The organism is Novosphingobium taihuense, assembly GCF_007830315.1.
GTDB classification, from domain to species: Bacteria; Pseudomonadota; Alphaproteobacteria; order Sphingomonadales; family Sphingomonadaceae; genus Novosphingobium; species Novosphingobium taihuense.
In genome coordinates this window covers 98650-116562 of sequence record NZ_VLKJ01000006.1, presented here as the reverse complement: position 1 = coordinate 116562, position 17913 = coordinate 98650, and the positions used below count along the sequence as shown (strand labels likewise).

Here is a 17913-nt window from a genome sequence, read left to right as displayed (position 1 = left end):
CGAATGTGGGAAGAGCATCTCTGGATAGGCAATGGACATTCCGTGCCGCAGCAAGCGTGGTTTTGATCGGCGTTCCGCTGCAGACGTCCCGTGCGCAGGAAGCCCCTGTAGCGCCGGTCGCGCCGGTGCAACCGGATCAACCGAAACCACTCCAACTCAGCGCTGCTCAACTGTTCCAGTTCGCCGATGCCGCGCGCGACTCGGGCGATTTTGCATCCGCCGAGGCCGCCTACCGCGCGCTCGCCACCAACCCGGACATCGAACTCCGCACCGAAGCCCGCTTCCGCCTTGCGCTGATGCTGGCAGATCGCATGGGCCGTCCGCGCGATGCCGCGATCGAATTGCGCCGCATCCTCGATGAAAAGCCCGATGTCGCCCGCGTCCGCCTCGAGCTTGCCCGGATGAACGCCTTGCTCGGACGTCTCGGAGCGGCCGAGCGCGAGTTCCGCGCAGCGCAGGCAAGCGGCCAGTTGCCCCCCGATGTCGAGCGTGCGGTGCGCTTCTATGCCTCCGCGCTTGCCGCCGCCAAGCCGATCGGTGGCAGCATCGAGCTTGCCCTTGCGCCCGACAGCAACATCAACCGCGCCACCCGCGCCGACACGCTGGGCACCGTCATCGGTGATTTCACGCTCAGCGACGATGCCCGCGCCAAATCGGGCCTCGGCCTTTCCGCCCGCGCACAGGGCTACGCCCGCCTTCCGCTCGGCACGAAGACCCGCCTGCTCGCCCGCATTTCGGGCAGCGGCGATTTCTACCGCACCGGCCAGTTTGACGATTACGCCCTCTCGCTCCAGCTTGGTCCCGAGTTCCAGTGGGGCGCCGATCGCATCACCTTTTCGGCTGGCCCCTCATGGCGCTGGTTCGGGCAGCAGCCCTTCAGCAAGGGCTGGGGTGGTACTGCGGTCTATCAGCACCCCCTTGGCAAGCGCACCCAGTTGCGCGCCGAAACCGCCCTCTCACGGCTCGACAACCGCCGCAACGATCTGCAGGATTCGACGATCTACGCCGCCACCCTCGGGCTCGACCGTGCGTTCAGCGCGCGCTTCGGCGGAGGGATGCAACTGCGCGCCAGTCGCACCGCCGCGCGCGATCCAGGCTGGTCCGACTGGACCGGCGGCGCTTCGGGATACCTTTTCCGTGAACTTGGCCGCACCACGCTGGTCGTTGACGGCAGCTACGCCCGCCTCACTGCGGACGAGCGCCTGTTTCTCTATCCGAAAAAGCGCGTCGACGAGCGGCTGGGCATCGGTCTTTCCGCCACGTTCCGCGCCATTCAGTGGAAGGGCATCGCCCCCTTCCTGCGCCTTCGGGCAGAGCGAAACCGTTCGACAGTCGGTATATTCGATTTCAGCCGCCGCGCCGCAGAACTGGGCGTCACATCGGCATTCTGAGGGGAGAGCGTAAAATGACAAATCATAATCGTCGCGCCGCAACCGCATCGGCCCTGACCATCGCGCTCATGCTGGCTGCCTGTGGCGGTGGCGGCGTCAGCAGCACGCCCACCCCCGTGCCAACACCGACTCCAACACCAACGCCAACGCCAACGCCCACGCCCACGCCCACGCCGACGCCTACCCCGACGCCGACGCCCACGCCGACACCGACTCCTACGCCCACACCCACCCCGACGCCAACTCCAACTCCAACTCCAACTCCAACTCCTACGCCCACACCGACGCCCACCGCAAATACCAGCCTCGTCGCCCCGCTGGTCAGCGAAAGCTTCAAGAACGTCGCCTCCGTCGGCACGATCAGCGTGCCCACCAGCGGTGCTGCGGTCAGCACCTCGGCCTCGGCGCTGACCCTGACGGTGTCCTACAACGCCACCAACCGGTCATGGACCGTGTCCGATGGCACCCGCAGCCGCACCTTCGCGCAAGGCGACATCGATCCCACCCAGTCGAACAGTGCGATCACGACCTACAAGGTGGTTTCCGGCAACACGACCGAGTTCCTCTCGCTCACCACCACAGGCACCGCCGCCGGGCAGACGCGCTACGTCGGCGCGGGCATCTGGCAGCGTCAGGTCAATGGCTCGACGACGATCGACGGGCGCATCTCCGCCTTCGCCTATGGCGTGCAGACGCCCAACGGCAGCCTGCCCCGCACGGGCGCGGCCAGCTTCGACGTCAAGCTGCTTGGCGCCCGCACCTTCAGCACGAACCTCTACGCGCTGGGCGGCACCGGCAAGCTCTCGGTCGATTTCCTCTCCGGCGGCATCGCAGGCTCGGGCTTCTATGACGAGACTGACGTCCAGACCAACGTCACCGCCCGCGGCTACAACTGGAGCGCCTTCGCCCTCCTGTCCAAGAGCGCCAACTCTTTCCTCGGCCAGCTCACTCTCGGCAGCGCCGGTACCGGCGAACTCCATGGCACCTTCTTCGGTCCGAATGCCGAGGAGGTCGGCGCGGCTTTCTCGCAGAACCCCAACTCCGATGTCGCCGCCACGGGCGTGATCTACGGCGCGCGCGGCACCACGCCGGTCAACACCTCGACCAGCCTGGACGTCCCAGCCACCGACCAGTTCTACCAGCCGCTCTCGGCCTCGGCCAAGGGCACGCTCGATGGCGCGGGCAACCTCTCCGCGGTCGGCGCAGGGCAGGGCCTTGCCTCGGTCCACCAGGGTATCAACGGCTCCCCGCTTGTCTTCTACGGCAACGATGGCCGCATCGTCTGGCAACCGACCCGGGCATCGAACGTCAACCTGTCGTATGAGTACTACACCGGCACCGATTACCTGCGCGCCGGCATCCTGACCGACCGCCGCTCGAGCCTCGGCCAGATCGATGCCTTCGTCTATGGCTTCGCCACCACCAACGCTGCCACCCCGCGCACCGGCTCGGCCGCGTTCAACGTCACGCTCAACGGCGGGATCATGGCCAACAGCGCCAAGATCCAGTCCGTCAACGGGCAGGGCAGCGTCAACGTCAACTTCCAGTCAGGCGCGATCTCGACGCTCGGGGCCTACACCGTCGGCAATGCCATCCCCGGCACCGGCGCAGGGCTTCCCGGCACCCAGTCCGACTCCGGCAACTGGACCGGCAGCGGCACCCTGTCGTCCAGTGCCAACAGCCTCACCGGCACCATCGCGTTCGACGGTACCTCCGATTACAACGGCACGCTCACCGGCAAGCTCTTCGGCCCTGCCGCCGAACAGATCGGCGCGGTCGTCCAGGCCAGCAGCAGCGGCGGCGCGGTGATGGCGGCAACCCTTGCCGGCGCCCGCGGGGCTGACAGCACCGCCTCGCAATCGGGCCTTGCCGCGCTCACCACCACCACCGTGCTCACCGGCAGCGATGCGCAGTACTACGCCGTCCCCGCGCTCGGCTCGAACACGAGCCTGACCGACAGCAACATCGAAGTCACCTACAACCCTACCGACAAGTCCTACATCCTCACTTCGAAGACCACCGGGACCAACTTCGGCACCGCCAAGCAACTCGCGCAGACCCTCGCGGCTGCCGACTTCAAGGTTGCCGAGAGCACCAGCACCTTCGACGTCTATCGCGGCGCGGACTACACCGCCCGCGTGTTCAAGCCCGGCAGCGGCAACCCCGCTCTCGCGCTGACTTACGCCAGCTTCGCCGAAGTCGTGCGCACCGATACGATCGATGGCCGCGAGGTCACCACCCACTACTACGTGCCCTTCGGCGGCCTCACGCCGACCTTCCAGATCCCCCGCACCGGCTCTGCCAGCTACAGCGGCGTGGTCTATGGCTATGGCCGCAACGGTGCGACCCAGAACGAGGCCTCGCTGTCCGGCACCAGCACCTTCACCGCAGACTTCGGTGCAGGCACGGGCAGCGCCGTGCTGGCTATCACCGCCACAGACGTCACCAGCAACGCCGCCAGCAGCCTCGGCAGCTTCACTTACAGCGGCTCGCTTGCGGGAGTTTGCCCCGGCTGCGGCGTCGGCAACAGCTTCTCCCTGCGCGGTACCGGTGCCAACATGGGCAGCACCAGCGTCCTCAACGGCCTGTTCTTTGGCGTCAATGCGGCGGAATGGGGCGGCGCCTTCACCCTCAACCTCGATTCCACCAATGGCCAGAGCGCAACCGCCTCAAGCTTCTCGGGCGTAACCCTCGGCAAGAAGAACTGACTCCAGTTCCTCCCCCGCCGGGGGAGGGGGACCATCCGCAGGATGGTGGAGGGGCGCCATTGCAATGGTGCCACGTAGAAAGAGCAAGAACCACCCTCACGTCCCCCTTCCCGCAGGCGGGAGGGGGCAGGGGTGGGCCTGTCACTTCCCCCCCGTCCCACATCTGACTGCCGCCAAGAAATGTGATAAAAATCACATATTTGCGCCCAATATGTGTTCGCGAGTCGCATCGCTTCTGGCTATTTCTTGCTCCGAACTGGTGTCCGGACGCGGGGATTCGGGCCAGCAACGGGGGCAACCGTGAACCGCAAGATCCTGACCGCAACGGCGACAATGTTTCCCGCTTTTCTCCTCGCCTCGTGTGGTGGTGGCAGTGATGGCGGAATGGCTTCAACCCCGGCACCTGTTTACAAGACCCTTGCCGAACTCTCGGGCGACCAGACTTTCCAGTCTGGCGGCATTGTCGGCGATCCCGCGGGGATTGAACTGCGCAGCGAAAGCACCGTGGCCTTCGGGCAGGGTGTAGAGATCAAGTACTTTGCCGCATCCGATACCTACAATCTCAACAACGGCAGCGGGCTTGTCGTGGAGTTCACCCCGGCGCAGGTGGTCAACCGCAACGAAAACACGGTCACCTGGCAGAAGCCCAACGGCCCTGTTCTCGACACGCTGTCAATCTCCAACCCCAGCGTCAATGGCGTGAAGCTGAGCTACGTCCTGCTCGGCAACTGGACGCATATCGAGCCTTCGAACGGGCGTGCCTACAGCCTGGTTGGCGGCGTGCCTACACAGGCCGGGGATGTCCCGCGCAGCGGTAGCGCGACCTATTCCACGCAAGTGGTCGGTCTGGCCGCCAAGAGTGGCTCCCCCTACCTCCTGTTCGGTGAATCGACAGGTACGTTCTCTGCCAACTTTGCCAGCAATTCTGTAAGCACCAGCCTGACACTGGCTGGCAAGTTGCCGGGCAATAATGCCGTGACCGCAATAGGCAACTACAGCGGAAGCGGAACGATCAGCAGTAGTGGGCCGGGCTTCCAGGGCACGTTGACCGGCAGCAACGCTTCGGGTGCCTTCAGCGGTGCCTTTTTCGGACCGCGCGGTGCCGAGGCCGGCTACACCTTCTTCCTGAATGGAACCACCGATTCCACGCTCAGCGTGCAGGGCGCGCTGTTCGCAAAGAAGAACTGAGCCTTTCGTTCCCTATCGGGGGAGGGGGCAATCAGCATGGTGGTGCAGGGACGCGCACGCCGCACCTCACCATCCAGACGGCAAAATCACTCCCCCTCGTTCCCCCTTCCGCAAGCGGTAGGGGGCGGGGTTGGATCTCGTCCCGAGACTGTCGAAGGATCGCCGTGATACCAAAAATGTGATAAAAATCACATAATTGCGTCAAATATAGGTTCGCGATCTACATCGCTTCTGGCTATTTCTTCCTCCGAACTGGTGTCCGGACGCAGGGATTCGGGCCAGCAACAGGGGCAACCGTGAAACGCAAGATCCTGGCCGCAACGGCCACCACCACGCTCGCCCTCATGCTGGCATCCTGCGGCGGAGGCGGCGTCAGCAGCACGCCCACGCCAGTGCCCACCCCGACGCCTACACCGACGCCGTCACCCACGCCCACGCCCACGCCCACGCCCACGCCCACGCCCACGCCTACGCCTACGCCTACGCCTACGCCTACGCCCACTGCGAACGATGATCTGATCGCGCCGCTGGTTTCAGAGAGTTTCGCAAATCTTTCTATGCGTGCCACGGCCACGGCGAACGGTGAGACAACGCGCGGCACGGTGGCCAGCCAGACGGCGTCGATCCGGTACGACGCTGCCAACAAGTCCTATACGCTTAGCAGCGGCGGCGGATCGATCACGTTCGGGCCCGGCGATCTCGATACTGCGAGTTCCAACAGCGCAGCGACGGTCTACTCGCGCAAGTCGGGTTCGACGACGGATGTCCTGACTCTGACCAAGGCAGGCCAAACCGGCCTTGCGACCTATCAGTACGTCGGCAGCGCTTTCTGGCAACACCTGCAGGTCTCGGGTTCCTCGGGCAACGGTAGTGTGGATGCTTTCGTCTATGGCATGCCGACTGCGGCCAGTGCGGTGCCGCGGTCCGGTACGGGTGCCTATGAGGTGGCGCTCATCGGCGTGGAATCCGTCCCGGCGGGCAGCGTGGCCATGGCTGGGTCGGGCGGCGCAGTGGTCGATTTCGGCACGGGAGCCATCCGCATCTCAGGGCTGATGACGGGAGTCTATTTCTCGGGCTCCGATGTCCAGTTCGATGCAACCGCCACCCTGTCGTCTTCGGCCAACAGCTTTGGCGGATCCATCAAGTGGTCGGACGCGGCCAATTTCTCCGGTGCTCTCAACGGCGAGTTCTTCGGCCCTGCCGCGCAGGAAATTGGTGCCGTCTTCAATGCAACCGCGCCGGACGGCCGCGTTGCCGTGGGCACGATCACCGGGCGTAAGGGCGCGGTTGGAAATGCGCAATTCACCGAAGGCAAACTGATCAACACTCAGGCCTTCAGCACCAGCGCCCGCCGTCTCGACTTCAAGTCACTGGAGCGATCGGTAAACTCCGATACCGTCGGTGATTTCACTGACCAGTCGCTCAAGCGCGAACCTCTTCAGCTTATCTTTGACGCAGTGACGAAGAAGTACACTGTCACCACGCCTGACACATCCTACAGCCCGTTCGCACTGAGCAGCGATAGCGATTTTCAGGACGATGATACGGCGCTGATGCTGACCAATACGCGGACCTATGCTGCGACCGGGATTTTCCGCAAGCGCAGCGGCGGGACAGCCAGCAACCGGCAGTTAAGCTACAGCCTCGACTATTTCATCTATGGCATGCCGACACTCGTCGACGCGTTGCCGCGCACAGGTCTGGCCGACTACAAGGTGCAGGTGGAAGGGCTGGTCATCGACAACGCCTATAGCGATGCGCTCAGCGCCAGTGGTGACGGCGTTCTTTCTGCTGATTTTTCGACCGGTCGCCTTAACCTGTCGACGCTGCTCAGCATGCGCGAGCGCGACATCATTTCCGGCCATCTTCCGCAAACAGCCACCGGGACGTTCAAGGCATCCGGCACGATCTCCAGCACGGCAAACAGTTTCTCGGGGAATCTGACGCTCGATGGCATCGGCAACTACACCGGCACGTTTGATGGCAATTTCTTCGGCCCGACTGCTCAGGAAGTTGCAGCAACGTGGTCAGCGTCAGATGGCACAGACAAGGCTATCGGCACGATCATCGGCGTGAAGGACGCCAGCTTGACGGCGGCACGGACGCCGCTTGCCGATCTGACGACGCGGACATCGTTCCTGGCAGTTACCCTGCGCGAACGCGGCTTGGTCGATGCGTCCACGATCACCTACAATCCGGCAACGGGCGGCTACAATGTGGAATTTGCAACCACGCCGAGCAGCTTTGCCTTTTCTACAAGGTTCGATCAGACCCTGATCGATCCGGCACGCAGCGATGCCACACGCACGTGGTACAATCGCGCCGGATCGCTTTCGGGTTATGTGTTCAAGGCGGGTGGGAGCAACCCGGTCATCCAGTTGACTTACGCCACCTTTGCCGATCTCAATGTTCGCAATCCTACCGACGGCACCTTCTCGCAATACATGACGGTCTTCGGAAACCGCACGCCCTATGCCCTGCTCCCGCGCTTCGGCACCGCGACCTATCAGGGTATCGTGCGTGCACGCGGCGTTGCGACCAGCATTTCCTACAACGGCACATTTTCTGGCACCGCCACGGCAACTGCGGACTTCGGCAAGATGAGCGTCGATACGAACATAAGCATCGTCGCTGACGATGCTGCTGCGACACCGATCGGCAGCTTCGGCTTCAACGGAAGCGTCTTCACGACGGATGGCGTAACCTCTGTGTTTCGAGGTTTCGCCACCACAGCAAGCGGCGCTTCTCGGGGCGAGATTGAAGGCGGCTTCTTTGGGCCAAACGCCGACGAAATCGGTGCAGCATGGTGGGTGCAGCGCGATGGCAGGCCCGACGGTGTCGACATCGCCGGCATTCTCATCGGCAAAAAGAACTGACCTCTCGGTCCGGCTGACCGCTCACCGCGCGCAGTATTCGTACCGTCCCGCCCTGCACGCGGCCACGGCGCGCCGCCACTCGGCCATGCGCTGCTCGTAGTCTTCTCGGGCCTCGGCATAGTCGCGATCAGCATCCGCGTCGCGGCCCTGATGCTCGCGCCCCTTTTGCGCCTTCCACGTGGCCCAACCTTGCGCATAACGCGCATCGCGCTCGCGCACCCGCGCCAGTTCCTGCTGGTTGAGCTTTCGGATGATCGCGCGGTCCCGGTCGCGCGCCGCCTGCGTGCGCATCTGCGGATCGTAGGGATCGTCGGCCAGCGCCACGCCCGGCACCGCCAAAACCCCAAGCACCAGCGCGCCGAAAATCATCCCCGTCTTCATGTCCCGAACCCTCATGTTATGCATGCTTGATCGCGCCGGACGTGATCCGCGGCAATCCACCTTGCGCCGAAGCGTTGGCAACCCGCCGCGCGGCACGTGCGCTTCGTCGCCACTGTTGCTCGCGCAACGCAGGCTTTCCCCCAAAGCCCGTATTGCGCCGCACCCTCGCGCTCCCCACATGGGCGCGACACCTTCGGGGCGCGGGCAGGGGGCCCTTGCCTGAATCGAACAAATATGGAACACCGCCGCGCATGTCTCTCACTACCATTTCCGTCCGCGGCGCTCGTGAACACAACCTCAAGGGGATCGACATCGATCTCCCGCGCGATAGCCTGATCGTCATCACCGGCCTCTCGGGCTCGGGCAAGTCGAGCCTCGCTTTCGACACCATCTATGCCGAGGGCCAGCGCCGCTACGTGGAATCGCTGTCGGCCTACGCGCGCCAGTTCCTCGAGATGATGCAGAAGCCTGATGTCGAGCATATCGACGGCCTCTCGCCCGCCATCTCGATCGAGCAGAAGACCACCAGCCGCAACCCGCGCTCCACCGTGGCGACGGTGACCGAGGTCTATGACTACATGCGCCTGCTCTGGGCGCGCATCGGCATTCCCTACAGCCCCGCCACTGGTGAGCCGATTTCGGCCCAGACCGTCAGCCAGATGGTTGACCGCGTCATGGCCCTGCCCGAAGGCACCCGCGCCTACCTGCTCGCCCCCGTCGTGCGCGGCCGCAAGGGCGAATACCGGCGTGAGCTCGCCGAATGGCAGAAGGCCGGCTACACCCGCGTCCGCATCAACGGCGAGATCATGCCGATCGAGGACGCCCCCGCGCTCGACAAGAAGCTCAAGCACGACATCGAGGTGGTGGTAGACCGTATCGCCGTGCGCGACGGCATCCAGACCCGCCTGGCTGACAGTTTCGAACAGGCTCTCAAGCTGGCCGACGGCCTTGCCTACGTCGATCTCGCCGATGGCGTCGTTCCGGGGCGTGAGGACGAGGCCGAGGCCGACGCCAAGGGCAAGAAGGGGGCCCAGAAGGCGGGAATGAAGAAGACGGGCCTTGCCGCCAACCGCATCGTCTTCTCCGAAAAGTTCGCCTGCCCCGTCAGCGGCTTCACCATCGAGTCCATCGAACCGCGCCTGTTCTCGTTCAACGCCCCCCAGGGCGCATGCCCCGCCTGCGACGGCCTCGGCGAAAAGCTGCTGTTCGATCCCCAGCTCGTCGTCCCGAACGAGAACCTCTCGCTCAAGCAGGGCGCCGTCGTCCCCTGGGCCAAGAGCAACCCGCCGTCGCCCTATTACATGCAGGTCCTCGCCAGCCTCGCCGCGCATTTCGGCTTCAGCCTCGATACGCCGTGGGACGCGCTCAGCCCTGAGGTCAAGATCGTCATCCTCTATGGCACCGCCGGCAAGGCCGTGCCGCTGACCTTCATTGACGGCAAGAAGTCCTACACCGTCAATAAGGCCTTCGAAGGCGTGATCGGCAACCTCAACCGCCGCATGCTGCAGACCGAAAGCGCCTGGATGCGCGAGGAGCTGGGCAAGTTCCAGACCGCGCAGCCGTGCGAAACTTGCGAAGGCAAGCGCCTCAAGCCCGAGGCGCTCAGCGTCAAGGTCGTGGGCCGAGATATCTCCTCCGTCACCCGCCTCTCCGTCGCCGCCGCGGTCGAATGGTACGGCGCGCTCGATGCCCAGCTCACCAGCCAGCAGAGCCAGATCGCCAAGGCCATCCTCAAGGAAATCAACGAGCGCCTTGGCTTCCTCAACAACGTCGGCCTCGATTACCTCAACCTCGATCGCACCTCCGGCACCCTCTCGGGCGGTGAGAGCCAGCGCATCCGCCTCGCCAGCCAGATCGGCTCGGGCCTCTCGGGCGTGCTCTACGTGCTCGATGAACCGAGCATCGGCCTCCACCAGCGCGACAATGACCGCCTTCTGGAAACCCTCAAGCGCCTGCGCGATCTCGGCAACACCGTGATCGTGGTCGAGCATGACGAGGACGCCATCCGCACCGCCGATCACGTCGTCGATCTCGGCCCCGGCGCGGGCGTCCACGGTGGTGAGATCGTGGCGCAGGGCACGCTCGACGATATTCTGGGCAACCCCAACAGCCTCACCGGCCAGTACCTCACCGGCGCCCGCCGCATCGAGGTTCCCAAGACTCGCCGCAAGGGCAACGGCCTGTTCATCGGCGTGGAGGGCGCGCGCGCCAACAACCTCCAGAACGTCAGCGCGAAGATTCCCTTGGGCACCTTCACCTGCGTCACCGGCGTCTCCGGCTCGGGCAAGTCGAGCTTCACCATCGACACGCTCCACGCCGTCGCCGCCCGCACGCTCAATGGCGCGCGCGTGATCGCGGGCGCGCACGATCGCGTCACCGGCCTCGAACATTGCGACAAGGTGATCGAGATCGACCAGTCGCCCATCGGCCGCACCCCACGTTCCAACCCCGCGACCTACACCGGCGCCTTCACCCTGATCCGTGACTGGTTTGCAGGCCTGCCCGAAAGCGCCGCGCGCGGCTACAAGGCCGGCCGCTTCAGCTTCAACGTCAAGGGCGGCCGTTGCGAGAAGTGCCAGGGCGATGGCCTGATCAAGATCGAGATGCACTTCCTGCCCGACGTCTACGTGACGTGCGAGGAGTGTGACGGCAAGCGCTACAACCGCGAAACGCTCGAGGTGAAGTTCAAGGGCCTCTCCATCGCCGACGTGCTCGACATGACGATCGAGGACGCCGAGGAGTTCTTCAAGGCCGTGCCCCCGATCCGAGACCGGATGCACATGCTCAACGAAGTGGGCCTGGGCTACGTCAAGGTCGGCCAGCAGGCGACGACGCTATCGGGCGGCGAAGCCCAGCGCGTCAAACTCGCCAAGGAACTCGCCCGCCGCAGCACCGGCCAAACGCTCTACATCCTCGACGAGCCCACCACCGGCCTCCACTTCGAGGACGTGCGCAAGCTGCTGGAAGTCCTCCACCGCCTCGTCGAACAGGGCAACTCGGTCGTCGTGATCGAACACAACCTCGACGTGATCAAGACCGCCGACTGGATCATAGACCTCGGCCCCGAAGGCGGCGTCCGCGGCGGCGAGATCGTCGCCGAAGGCACCCCGGAGCAAGTGGCGAAAAACCCCCGCAGCTTCACTGGCCAATACATGGCTCCCCTGCTGAAGCGCTGACCCCAAAAAGCCCTCTCCCCTTCAGGGGAGAGGGTTGGGAGAGGGGGCCGCGCAAGCGGCTGATGGAGGGGCAAGAACTTCCACCCCGGCCCCTCCCCGCGAAGGCGGGGAGGGAGGGGGGCCATCGCCAGAGTATGGGGTCTACGTCATTGCGCCCGGGATGATGCGTGAGCCTCAGGCACTAATCGGGCCGTGGAGCATAAGCTTCAGGAGGGAAGATACTCCCTAGAACCCGCCGACGTTTCTTAGGAATATACTTCAACATTCTAAAGTAAATCAAGAGTTCTCTTAAGTCCTTTGAGTAACGTGACGTGGCATTAAAAGCTAATAGGCCTGTCTCGTAGCTACCCAGCTGAGCTCTTAATATATTTCCGTAATAAGCTTTTTCATTTTCACTCAAAACCTTGTCGTTTTTTATCTTAAATAAAATAGTATAAATTATTCTAAAGTACGGTGCGAAGCAATGCTCAAACCGATGGTGTACATAGTTATCATAATTATGAGCAACATTCCCCCTCTTGAAATACCTAACTCCCACATTATTTTTAAAGGTCCAAAAGTTTACCTCTTTGTAAGCCTCGAAAATTGCGTCTTGGCCTCTTAGCACCCCGTCTATGGCGTAATCTTGGCGAATGGATTTGAAGGACGGCGTTTGCTCGTAACGCAATTCAAGTTTAAGTTCTTTCATATAATCAATCAGTCTGAAGAAAGTTTCTTCAAAGCGCTCGATATGAATCTGCCGCCTTTGCTCCTTGTTCGCCTGAGTTTGTGCCGCCAGTGTGACAGCAACTAGAATTGTGCCAAACGCCCCAAAAAAAGCATTGAAGCCGCCAAAGGAGTCTCCCCACTGACCTGCTTCTTCTGCTGTGTTTTTTCCTTTGAAAATCTCTATAATCAATTGATTGCAGGATGACCAAATTATCCATAATAGTGCTATGATGAAAAAAGCGACAATGAATAAGTAAAGATTTGGCCTTTCTCTCACATCCTGTATTAGTTGATCTAGGTGATCTACTTTGTACTCCTTCACAACAGATTCCCCTGCCGTGAAGTATCTTCGCGCTTGGCGCTTTTCATCACGCTGGCGTCCACCCACGGAATATCTGGCCGCTTGCCCTTGAACAGTTCGGCCAGCGTCAGGATTTGCAAACGCGGGTGCGAACGCCCGGTATATTCATTCTGCCACAGCCCCACGGCGGCGGCCTCCTTTTCCATTGGCTTGGTCGGCAAACCGGCGCAGATGAACACGCCGAACGGGGCCTTTTCGCGCTCCATGGCAGAGTGCAGATCGCGGATCATCTTCACGTCCACGTTCTTTCCGCCCTTCACGGATACCAGCGCCTTCTCGGTGCGCTTGCCATCAGGCTTGAAGTAGATCAGTCCGTCGATCCCGCCGTCCGCGCCCTTCTTCTTGCCGCCGAACGGCAACGCATCCACCAGCGACACCGCCCACCACTGGAACTGGTACTTGTCCCGCTCCGCCAGATCGAGCGCCGCGCCAAGGTCTTGCGGACGACCCTCCACGGTGAAGTCTGCTCCCGGAAAGGCATCCTTCATCCGCTTTTCGATCAGGCTGATGGCCAGATGCGTCACATCAATCCCCAGCCACCGCCGCCCCAGCTTCTGCGCCGCATGAACCGCCGTCCCGCACCCGCAGAACGGATCGAGCACCACATGGCCCTCGTTGGACGACGCCGCGATGATGCGTTCGAGCAGGGCAAGGGGCTTTTGCGTGGGATATCCGAGGCGTTCCTGGGCTTGGGAGTTCAGCGGTGGGATATCGGTCCAGACACTCGTCAGCGCCATCCCTTTTTGTTCGTCAAGATACCGTTTAAAACGTGGAACCTTGCCGGGGCCACTTTGAATCACCCGTCCATCGTCATAGGCCCGCTGCATCCGTTCTTTGGTCCAGCGCCAAACCTTTGTTACTCCCAGAAATTCGTACGTGAGATTTGGACGGTCTTTATTTGGGTTGAGCAGATTATCGAGTTGGTAGCGGCGACCAGTACCCTCTTCGATTAGAGAGTAGTGGCTCTCGACATAACTCTCATCGTAGCTGCCAAATTGAGGGTTCCAAGCGGCGTTACCATTTTTTCGGTAGAATAGGATCACGTCATGAGATGACGGGAAGCGAGTAAACGCGTGCCCCTTCGGGGCAGTGCGCTCCCAGATAATCTCGTTTGTAAAGGCGCCGCCGCCAAACACCCCATCCAGCAGCAGCTTCAGGTAATGGCTCGCGGTCGGATCGCAGTGCAAATAGAGCGAGCCCGTCGGCTTCAGCACGCGGTGCAGTTCCAGCAGGCGCACCGCCATCATCGCCAGATAGGCCATCATGTCGTTGTCGCCCAGAAACCCGCGCATTGCCCGCAGCAGCTCGAACGCCGCCGTATTGCCGCTGCGCATCACTTCGTCGAAAGCCGCCTCCGCGCTGTCGTTCCAGTGCCAAGTATCCTCGAACGCCTCGATCTGCGCGTCCGAATTGTGCCCTTCCGGCGATTTGAACAGGATGTTGTAGTTGGCGTTCGAATTGAATGGCGGATCAAGATAGATCAGATCGACGCTTTCATCCTTCACGTGTTCGCGCAGAACATGAAGATTGTCGCCGTAATAAAGTGTGTTGGTCATTTCCAACTGATGCCTGTTCAGAATTGTCCGGGCAAGGGGCAACAAACCATTTTCCTACACCCCTCATTCTCGCCTAGAAGTTCCCGTTTCGTTCCAAACGGGAGCCGCCCATGCCGCACGCCGCCGATCCGCATCAGCCTTCCTCCTTTGGCAGGGGATGGATTCCCGCGAGCCGGGACATCGGGCTGCCTGATGATGCTCTGCCTGCGGTTGGCGCGAGGGGGCGGGGGCGCGTCCCCCTCCCGCAGGCGGGAGGGGAGAATCTGACGGACGTCCTCCCGCCTGCGGGAGGGGAGGGCACCGCATCACTCCTCCACCCCAACCAGTTCACGCCCACCCGCATCGCGCTGTTTCTCGAGCATCTCAGCCGCCACGGGCAGGTGCGGGCGGCGGCGCAGGTGGCGGGGGTGTCTTCGCAGACGGCCTATGTCCGCCGTCGCCGCGATCCGGCCTTTGCCGCCGCGTGGGACGCAGGCCTGCTCCATGCGCGCGAGGCGGCCGAGCAGGTGCTCGCCACCCGCGCGCTCCACGGCACCACCGAGACAATCTGGTTCCGGGGCGAGGCGGTGGGCGAGCGGCGGCGCTTCGACGCGCGCCTGCTCCTCGCGCACCTCGCGCGGCTCGATGCCCGCGCCGCCGCCGCGCCGAGGGAAGTGCACCACCTCGCCGAGGACTTCGACCGCATGCTGCTGGCCCTTGCCGAGGGCGCGGACGTCGCTGCCGCCACCGGCTTTGCCGATCCGGCGCAGGACCGCTTCCTGAAGGCCTGCGAGAAACAGGCCGAACAGGACTTCAAGCGCGCCTGCCCCTATCCCACCGACGACGAACCCGACGAGGCCTGGGACCTCTGGCAGGAAGCCCACGACACCCACATGGAACGCGCCCGCCAGCTCGCCCGCGAAAGCTGGGACGCCGCCCAATCCCGCCGCGAAGCCAAACTCGCCGCCCTGTTCGGGGAGGAGGATGAGGAGGAGCCGGTCGAAATCAAGGAAAACCGCTCCCCCGCGCAGGCGGGGGCCTCGGTGTCGTTACGGAACGATGGTGAGAAACCAGAAGCGTTCCGCAAGCCGCCTGAGGTCCCCGCCTGCGCGGGGACGCCGGTGCGCGAGAGCGGAGATCAAACCACCCCTGAACCGTGTAAACCGCGTAAACCCCTTGGGCTGCTGAGGTGCGGAACCTCGCCCTCGGCGCTGCTGTCGGCGGGCCTCAGTTGGCCCCTTCCAGCGCCTCACCAGCTTCCAGCCACGCCAGTTCCGCTTCCTCCAGCGCCTGCGCAACCTTGCTTCGCCGCTGTGACAGGTCGCTCATGGTGAGCTTGGCGAATTCCGGCGCGGCGCTGGCCGGTTCGAACATCGCGCGATCGATCTGCGCCAGTTCGGCCTGCAGCCTGGCCACGCGCTTTTCCGCTTCGGTTTGCGCCTTCTGCAGCGCCTTGTACGTCTCGCGCGCCGCGGCCCGCGCCTTGCGGTCCTGCGCGTTGCCGCCCTTGGCCTGCTGCTCGGACGCCCCCTCGGTCTTGGGCTGGTTCCGGCCGAGGATGAAGTCGATGTAGTCCTCGATGCTGCCGTCGAACGGCTTGGCGGTGCCGCCGTCGACGAGGACCAGGCGGTCGGCCACCAGTTCGGCCATGTGCCGGTCGTGGCTGATCAGGATGACCGCGCCCTTGTAGGCATTGAGCGCGTGGACCAGCGCCTCGCGCGCGTCGATGTCGAGGTGGTTGGTCGGCTCGTCAAGCACCAGCATGTGCGGCGCGTCGCGGGTGACGAGGGCGAGGGCAAGGCGGGCGCGCTCACCGCCCGACAGCGTGCCGACGGCGCTCGTCGCGCGGTTGCCGGAAAAGCCGAAGCGCCCCAGCTGCGCGCGGACGGCGGCCGGGCTCTTGCCCTCCATCGCCCGGGTCATCAGTTCGAGCGGGGTGCCGCCCTCGGCGATCTCCTCGACCTGGTACTGGGTGAAGTACCCGACCTGCATCTTCCCCGTCGCCGTCATCGCCCCGTCCATCGGCGCAAGCTGCGCGGCGAGCAGGCGGGCGAGCGTGGTCTTGCCGTTGCCGTTGCGCCCGAGCAGCGCGATGCGGTCATCCGGGTCGATGCGCAGGTTCAGCCGCTGCAGCACCGGCTTGCCCGGAGTGTAGCCGACAGAGGCGAGATCGAGCGTGATCAGCGGCGGGCGCAGTTCCTCGGGGTCCGGGAAGTCGAAGCTGAGCGAGGGATCTTCGACCACCGCCGCGATCGGCTGCATCCTGGCCAGCATCTTGGCGCGCGACTGCGCCTGCTTGGCGGTCGAGGCACGGGCGGAGTTGCGGGCGATGTAGTCCTTGAGCCGGTCCGCCTGCGCTTCCTGCGCGGCGCGGGCGGCGGCCTGCTGGGCAAGGCGCTCGTTGCGCTGGCGCTCGAAACTGTCATAGCCGCCCGGGTAGAGGGTGAGCTTGCCGGCGTGAAGGTGGACGATGTGGTCGGCCACGTTGTTGAGCAGGTCACGCTCGTGGCTGATCAGCAGCAGCGTGCCGGGATAGGCCTTGAGGAAGTTCTCGAGCCACAGCGTCGCTTCAAGGTCGAGGTGGTTCGAAGGCTCGTCAAGCAGGAGGACATCGGGCGCCGAAAAGAGCAGCGAGGCGAGCGCGACACGCATGCGCCAGCCGCCCGAGAAGCTGTCTAGCGGAGCCGCCTGCATCGTCTCGTCAAAGCCGAGGCCGATGAGGATGCGCGCGGCGCGGGCATCTGCGCTGTAGGCGTCGATCGCGAGCAGCCGGTCGTGGACATCGCCGAGGCGGTCGGGGTCGGTGCAGGTCTCGGCCTCTGCAAGGAGCTGCGTGCGCTCGACATCAGCTGCGAGCACGGTTTCGAACGGGGTGGCGGTGCCTGCCGGGGCTTCCTGCGCGAGGTAGCCGAGGCGGGTGCGGCGCGGCATTTCGATCGCGCCTTCGTCAGGCTCGATCTCGCCGATGATCGCCTTGACCAGCGTGGACTTACCCGCACCGTTGCGTCCGACAAGGCCGACGCGGGCGCGGGGCGGGATGGCGGCCGAGGCGCGGGAAATGATGTCGCGTCCGCCGAGGCGCACGGTGATGCCGTTGATGGTAAGCATGGAAAAAGGACGCGTCCGCTTCGGATATTCAGGGAAATTCGGGCGCGCGAGTCCCTGTCATACTCCCCCCGTGTAGGCAAGCGGAGTTGAAACCCATCACGCTCTCAGGCGCGGAGGCGATCGTTCCCCTGTTGCGGGACCACAAGTGGTAGATCCTCGTAGGCGGGTTGGAAGCCCAGCAGTCGATAGAGGTCGGGCCGGAGGTAGGGGAAGGCGTCGCCTGCGTCCTCGTGGACGCGGGCACATTCGCCCAGGAAGCTGTCGATCGTGCGAAAGAGGCCGCGTTTCATGGTTTGCCATTGGTGTGCGGGAATGCGCTTGCGACCATTGCGTCGGAGTGGGTGAGTCGCGCCAAGGGATTTGGTTTTCGTCAAATTTCAGCAACGTGGACAGCTGAGCCAGAAAATGGACGATGTTCAATAAAATATTAGACACCGTTCAATTCTTAAGTTATGCAGGCTTCATCGTGATTGGACGAAGG

General features: G+C 63.5%; 11 protein-coding genes. 6 read left to right on the top strand and 5 right to left on the bottom strand.

Annotated features, from left to right (window positions below; genetic code table 11):
* Window positions 1-56: 56 nt before the first annotated feature.
* From IQ25_RS13150 to IQ25_RS13135, 4 genes are all read left to right on the top strand, one after another.
* Window positions 57-1391 (top strand): surface lipoprotein assembly modifier, encoded by a 1335-nt coding sequence (locus tag IQ25_RS13150; RefSeq protein ID WP_258537032.1) that lies wholly within the window; start codon window positions 57-59, stop codon window positions 1389-1391.
* A gap of 14 nt (window positions 1392-1405) precedes the next feature.
* Window positions 1406-4099, top strand: a complete 2694-nt coding sequence (locus IQ25_RS21225; RefSeq protein ID WP_220094548.1) for a transferrin-binding protein-like solute binding protein — start codon at window positions 1406-1408, stop codon at window positions 4097-4099.
* 300 nt (window positions 4100-4399) lie between these two features.
* Window positions 4400-5287 carry a transferrin-binding protein-like solute binding protein gene (locus IQ25_RS13140; RefSeq protein ID WP_144906547.1) on the top strand — a complete coding sequence of 296 codons (888 nt, stop codon included), beginning with the start codon at window positions 4400-4402 and terminating at the stop codon, window positions 5285-5287.
* Window positions 5288-5583: 296 nt separating this feature from the next.
* Window positions 5584-8163 (top strand): transferrin-binding protein-like solute binding protein, encoded by a 2580-nt coding sequence (locus IQ25_RS13135; protein WP_144906545.1) that lies wholly within the window; start codon window positions 5584-5586, stop codon window positions 8161-8163.
* A gap of 21 nt (window positions 8164-8184) precedes the next feature.
* On the opposite strand, the gene IQ25_RS13130 is transcribed toward IQ25_RS13135, so the two are convergent.
* Window positions 8185-8544: a hypothetical protein gene (locus IQ25_RS13130; RefSeq protein ID WP_144906543.1), complete on the bottom strand. Its 360-nt coding sequence runs from the start codon at window positions 8542-8544 to the stop codon at window positions 8185-8187.
* A 251-nt stretch (window positions 8545-8795) separates the two neighbouring features.
* Between IQ25_RS13130 and uvrA the strand changes: the two genes are divergently transcribed.
* Window positions 8796-11720, top strand: coding sequence for an excinuclease ABC subunit UvrA (uvrA, locus tag IQ25_RS13125; protein ID WP_144906541.1), 2925 nt, complete (start codon window positions 8796-8798; stop codon window positions 11718-11720).
* A 181-nt stretch (window positions 11721-11901) separates the two neighbouring features.
* On the opposite strand, the gene IQ25_RS13120 is transcribed toward uvrA, so the two are convergent.
* Entirely contained in the window at window positions 11902-12750 is an 849-nt protein-coding gene (locus tag IQ25_RS13120; protein ID WP_144906539.1) for a putative phage abortive infection protein, read from the bottom strand.
* Complete coding sequence (locus tag IQ25_RS13115) at window positions 12747-14345, bottom strand: DNA methyltransferase (protein WP_144906536.1); 1599 nt, start codon at window positions 14343-14345, stop codon at window positions 12747-12749. Before IQ25_RS13115 ends, IQ25_RS13120 begins: the two co-directional genes overlap by 4 nt.
* A 407-nt stretch (window positions 14346-14752) precedes the next feature.
* Here IQ25_RS13115 and IQ25_RS13110 point away from each other — a divergent pair, with 407 nt between their 5' ends.
* The gene (locus tag IQ25_RS13110) at window positions 14753-15658 is read left to right on the top strand and encodes a hypothetical protein (RefSeq protein WP_144906534.1); all 906 of its coding nucleotides are present in this window, start codon (window positions 14753-14755) and stop codon (window positions 15656-15658) included.
* On the opposite strand, the gene IQ25_RS13105 is transcribed toward IQ25_RS13110, so the two are convergent.
* Window positions 15552-17432: an ABC-F family ATP-binding cassette domain-containing protein gene (locus tag IQ25_RS13105; protein WP_144906532.1), complete on the bottom strand. Its 1881-nt coding sequence runs from the start codon at window positions 17430-17432 to the stop codon at window positions 15552-15554. The genes IQ25_RS13110 and IQ25_RS13105 overlap by 107 nt on opposite strands.
* A 104-nt stretch (window positions 17433-17536) precedes the next feature.
* A complete protein-coding gene (locus IQ25_RS13100) occupies window positions 17537-17722 on the bottom strand; it encodes a hypothetical protein (RefSeq protein ID WP_144906530.1) in 186 nt (61 codons plus the stop codon).
* Window positions 17723-17913 lie beyond the last annotated feature (191 nt).

Excerpts from the sequence above, each read along its gene's own strand:
- IQ25_RS13105 (WP_144906532.1), bottom strand. The coding sequence starts at position 17,432 with ATGCTTACCATCAACGGCATCACCGTGCGCCTCGGCGGACGCGACATC.
- uvrA (WP_144906541.1), top strand. The coding sequence starts at position 8,796 with ATGTCTCTCACTACCATTTCCGTCCGCGGCGCTCGTGAACACAACCTC.
- IQ25_RS13130 (WP_144906543.1), bottom strand. The coding sequence starts at position 8,544 with ATGAAGACGGGGATGATTTTCGGCGCGCTGGTGCTTGGGGTTTTGGCG.
- IQ25_RS13115 (WP_144906536.1), bottom strand. The coding sequence starts at position 14,345 with ATGACCAACACACTTTATTACGGCGACAATCTTCATGTTCTGCGCGAA.
- IQ25_RS13100 (WP_144906530.1), bottom strand. The coding sequence starts at position 17,722 with ATGAAACGCGGCCTCTTTCGCACGATCGACAGCTTCCTGGGCGAATGT.
- IQ25_RS21225 (WP_220094548.1), top strand. The coding sequence starts at position 1,406 with ATGACAAATCATAATCGTCGCGCCGCAACCGCATCGGCCCTGACCATC.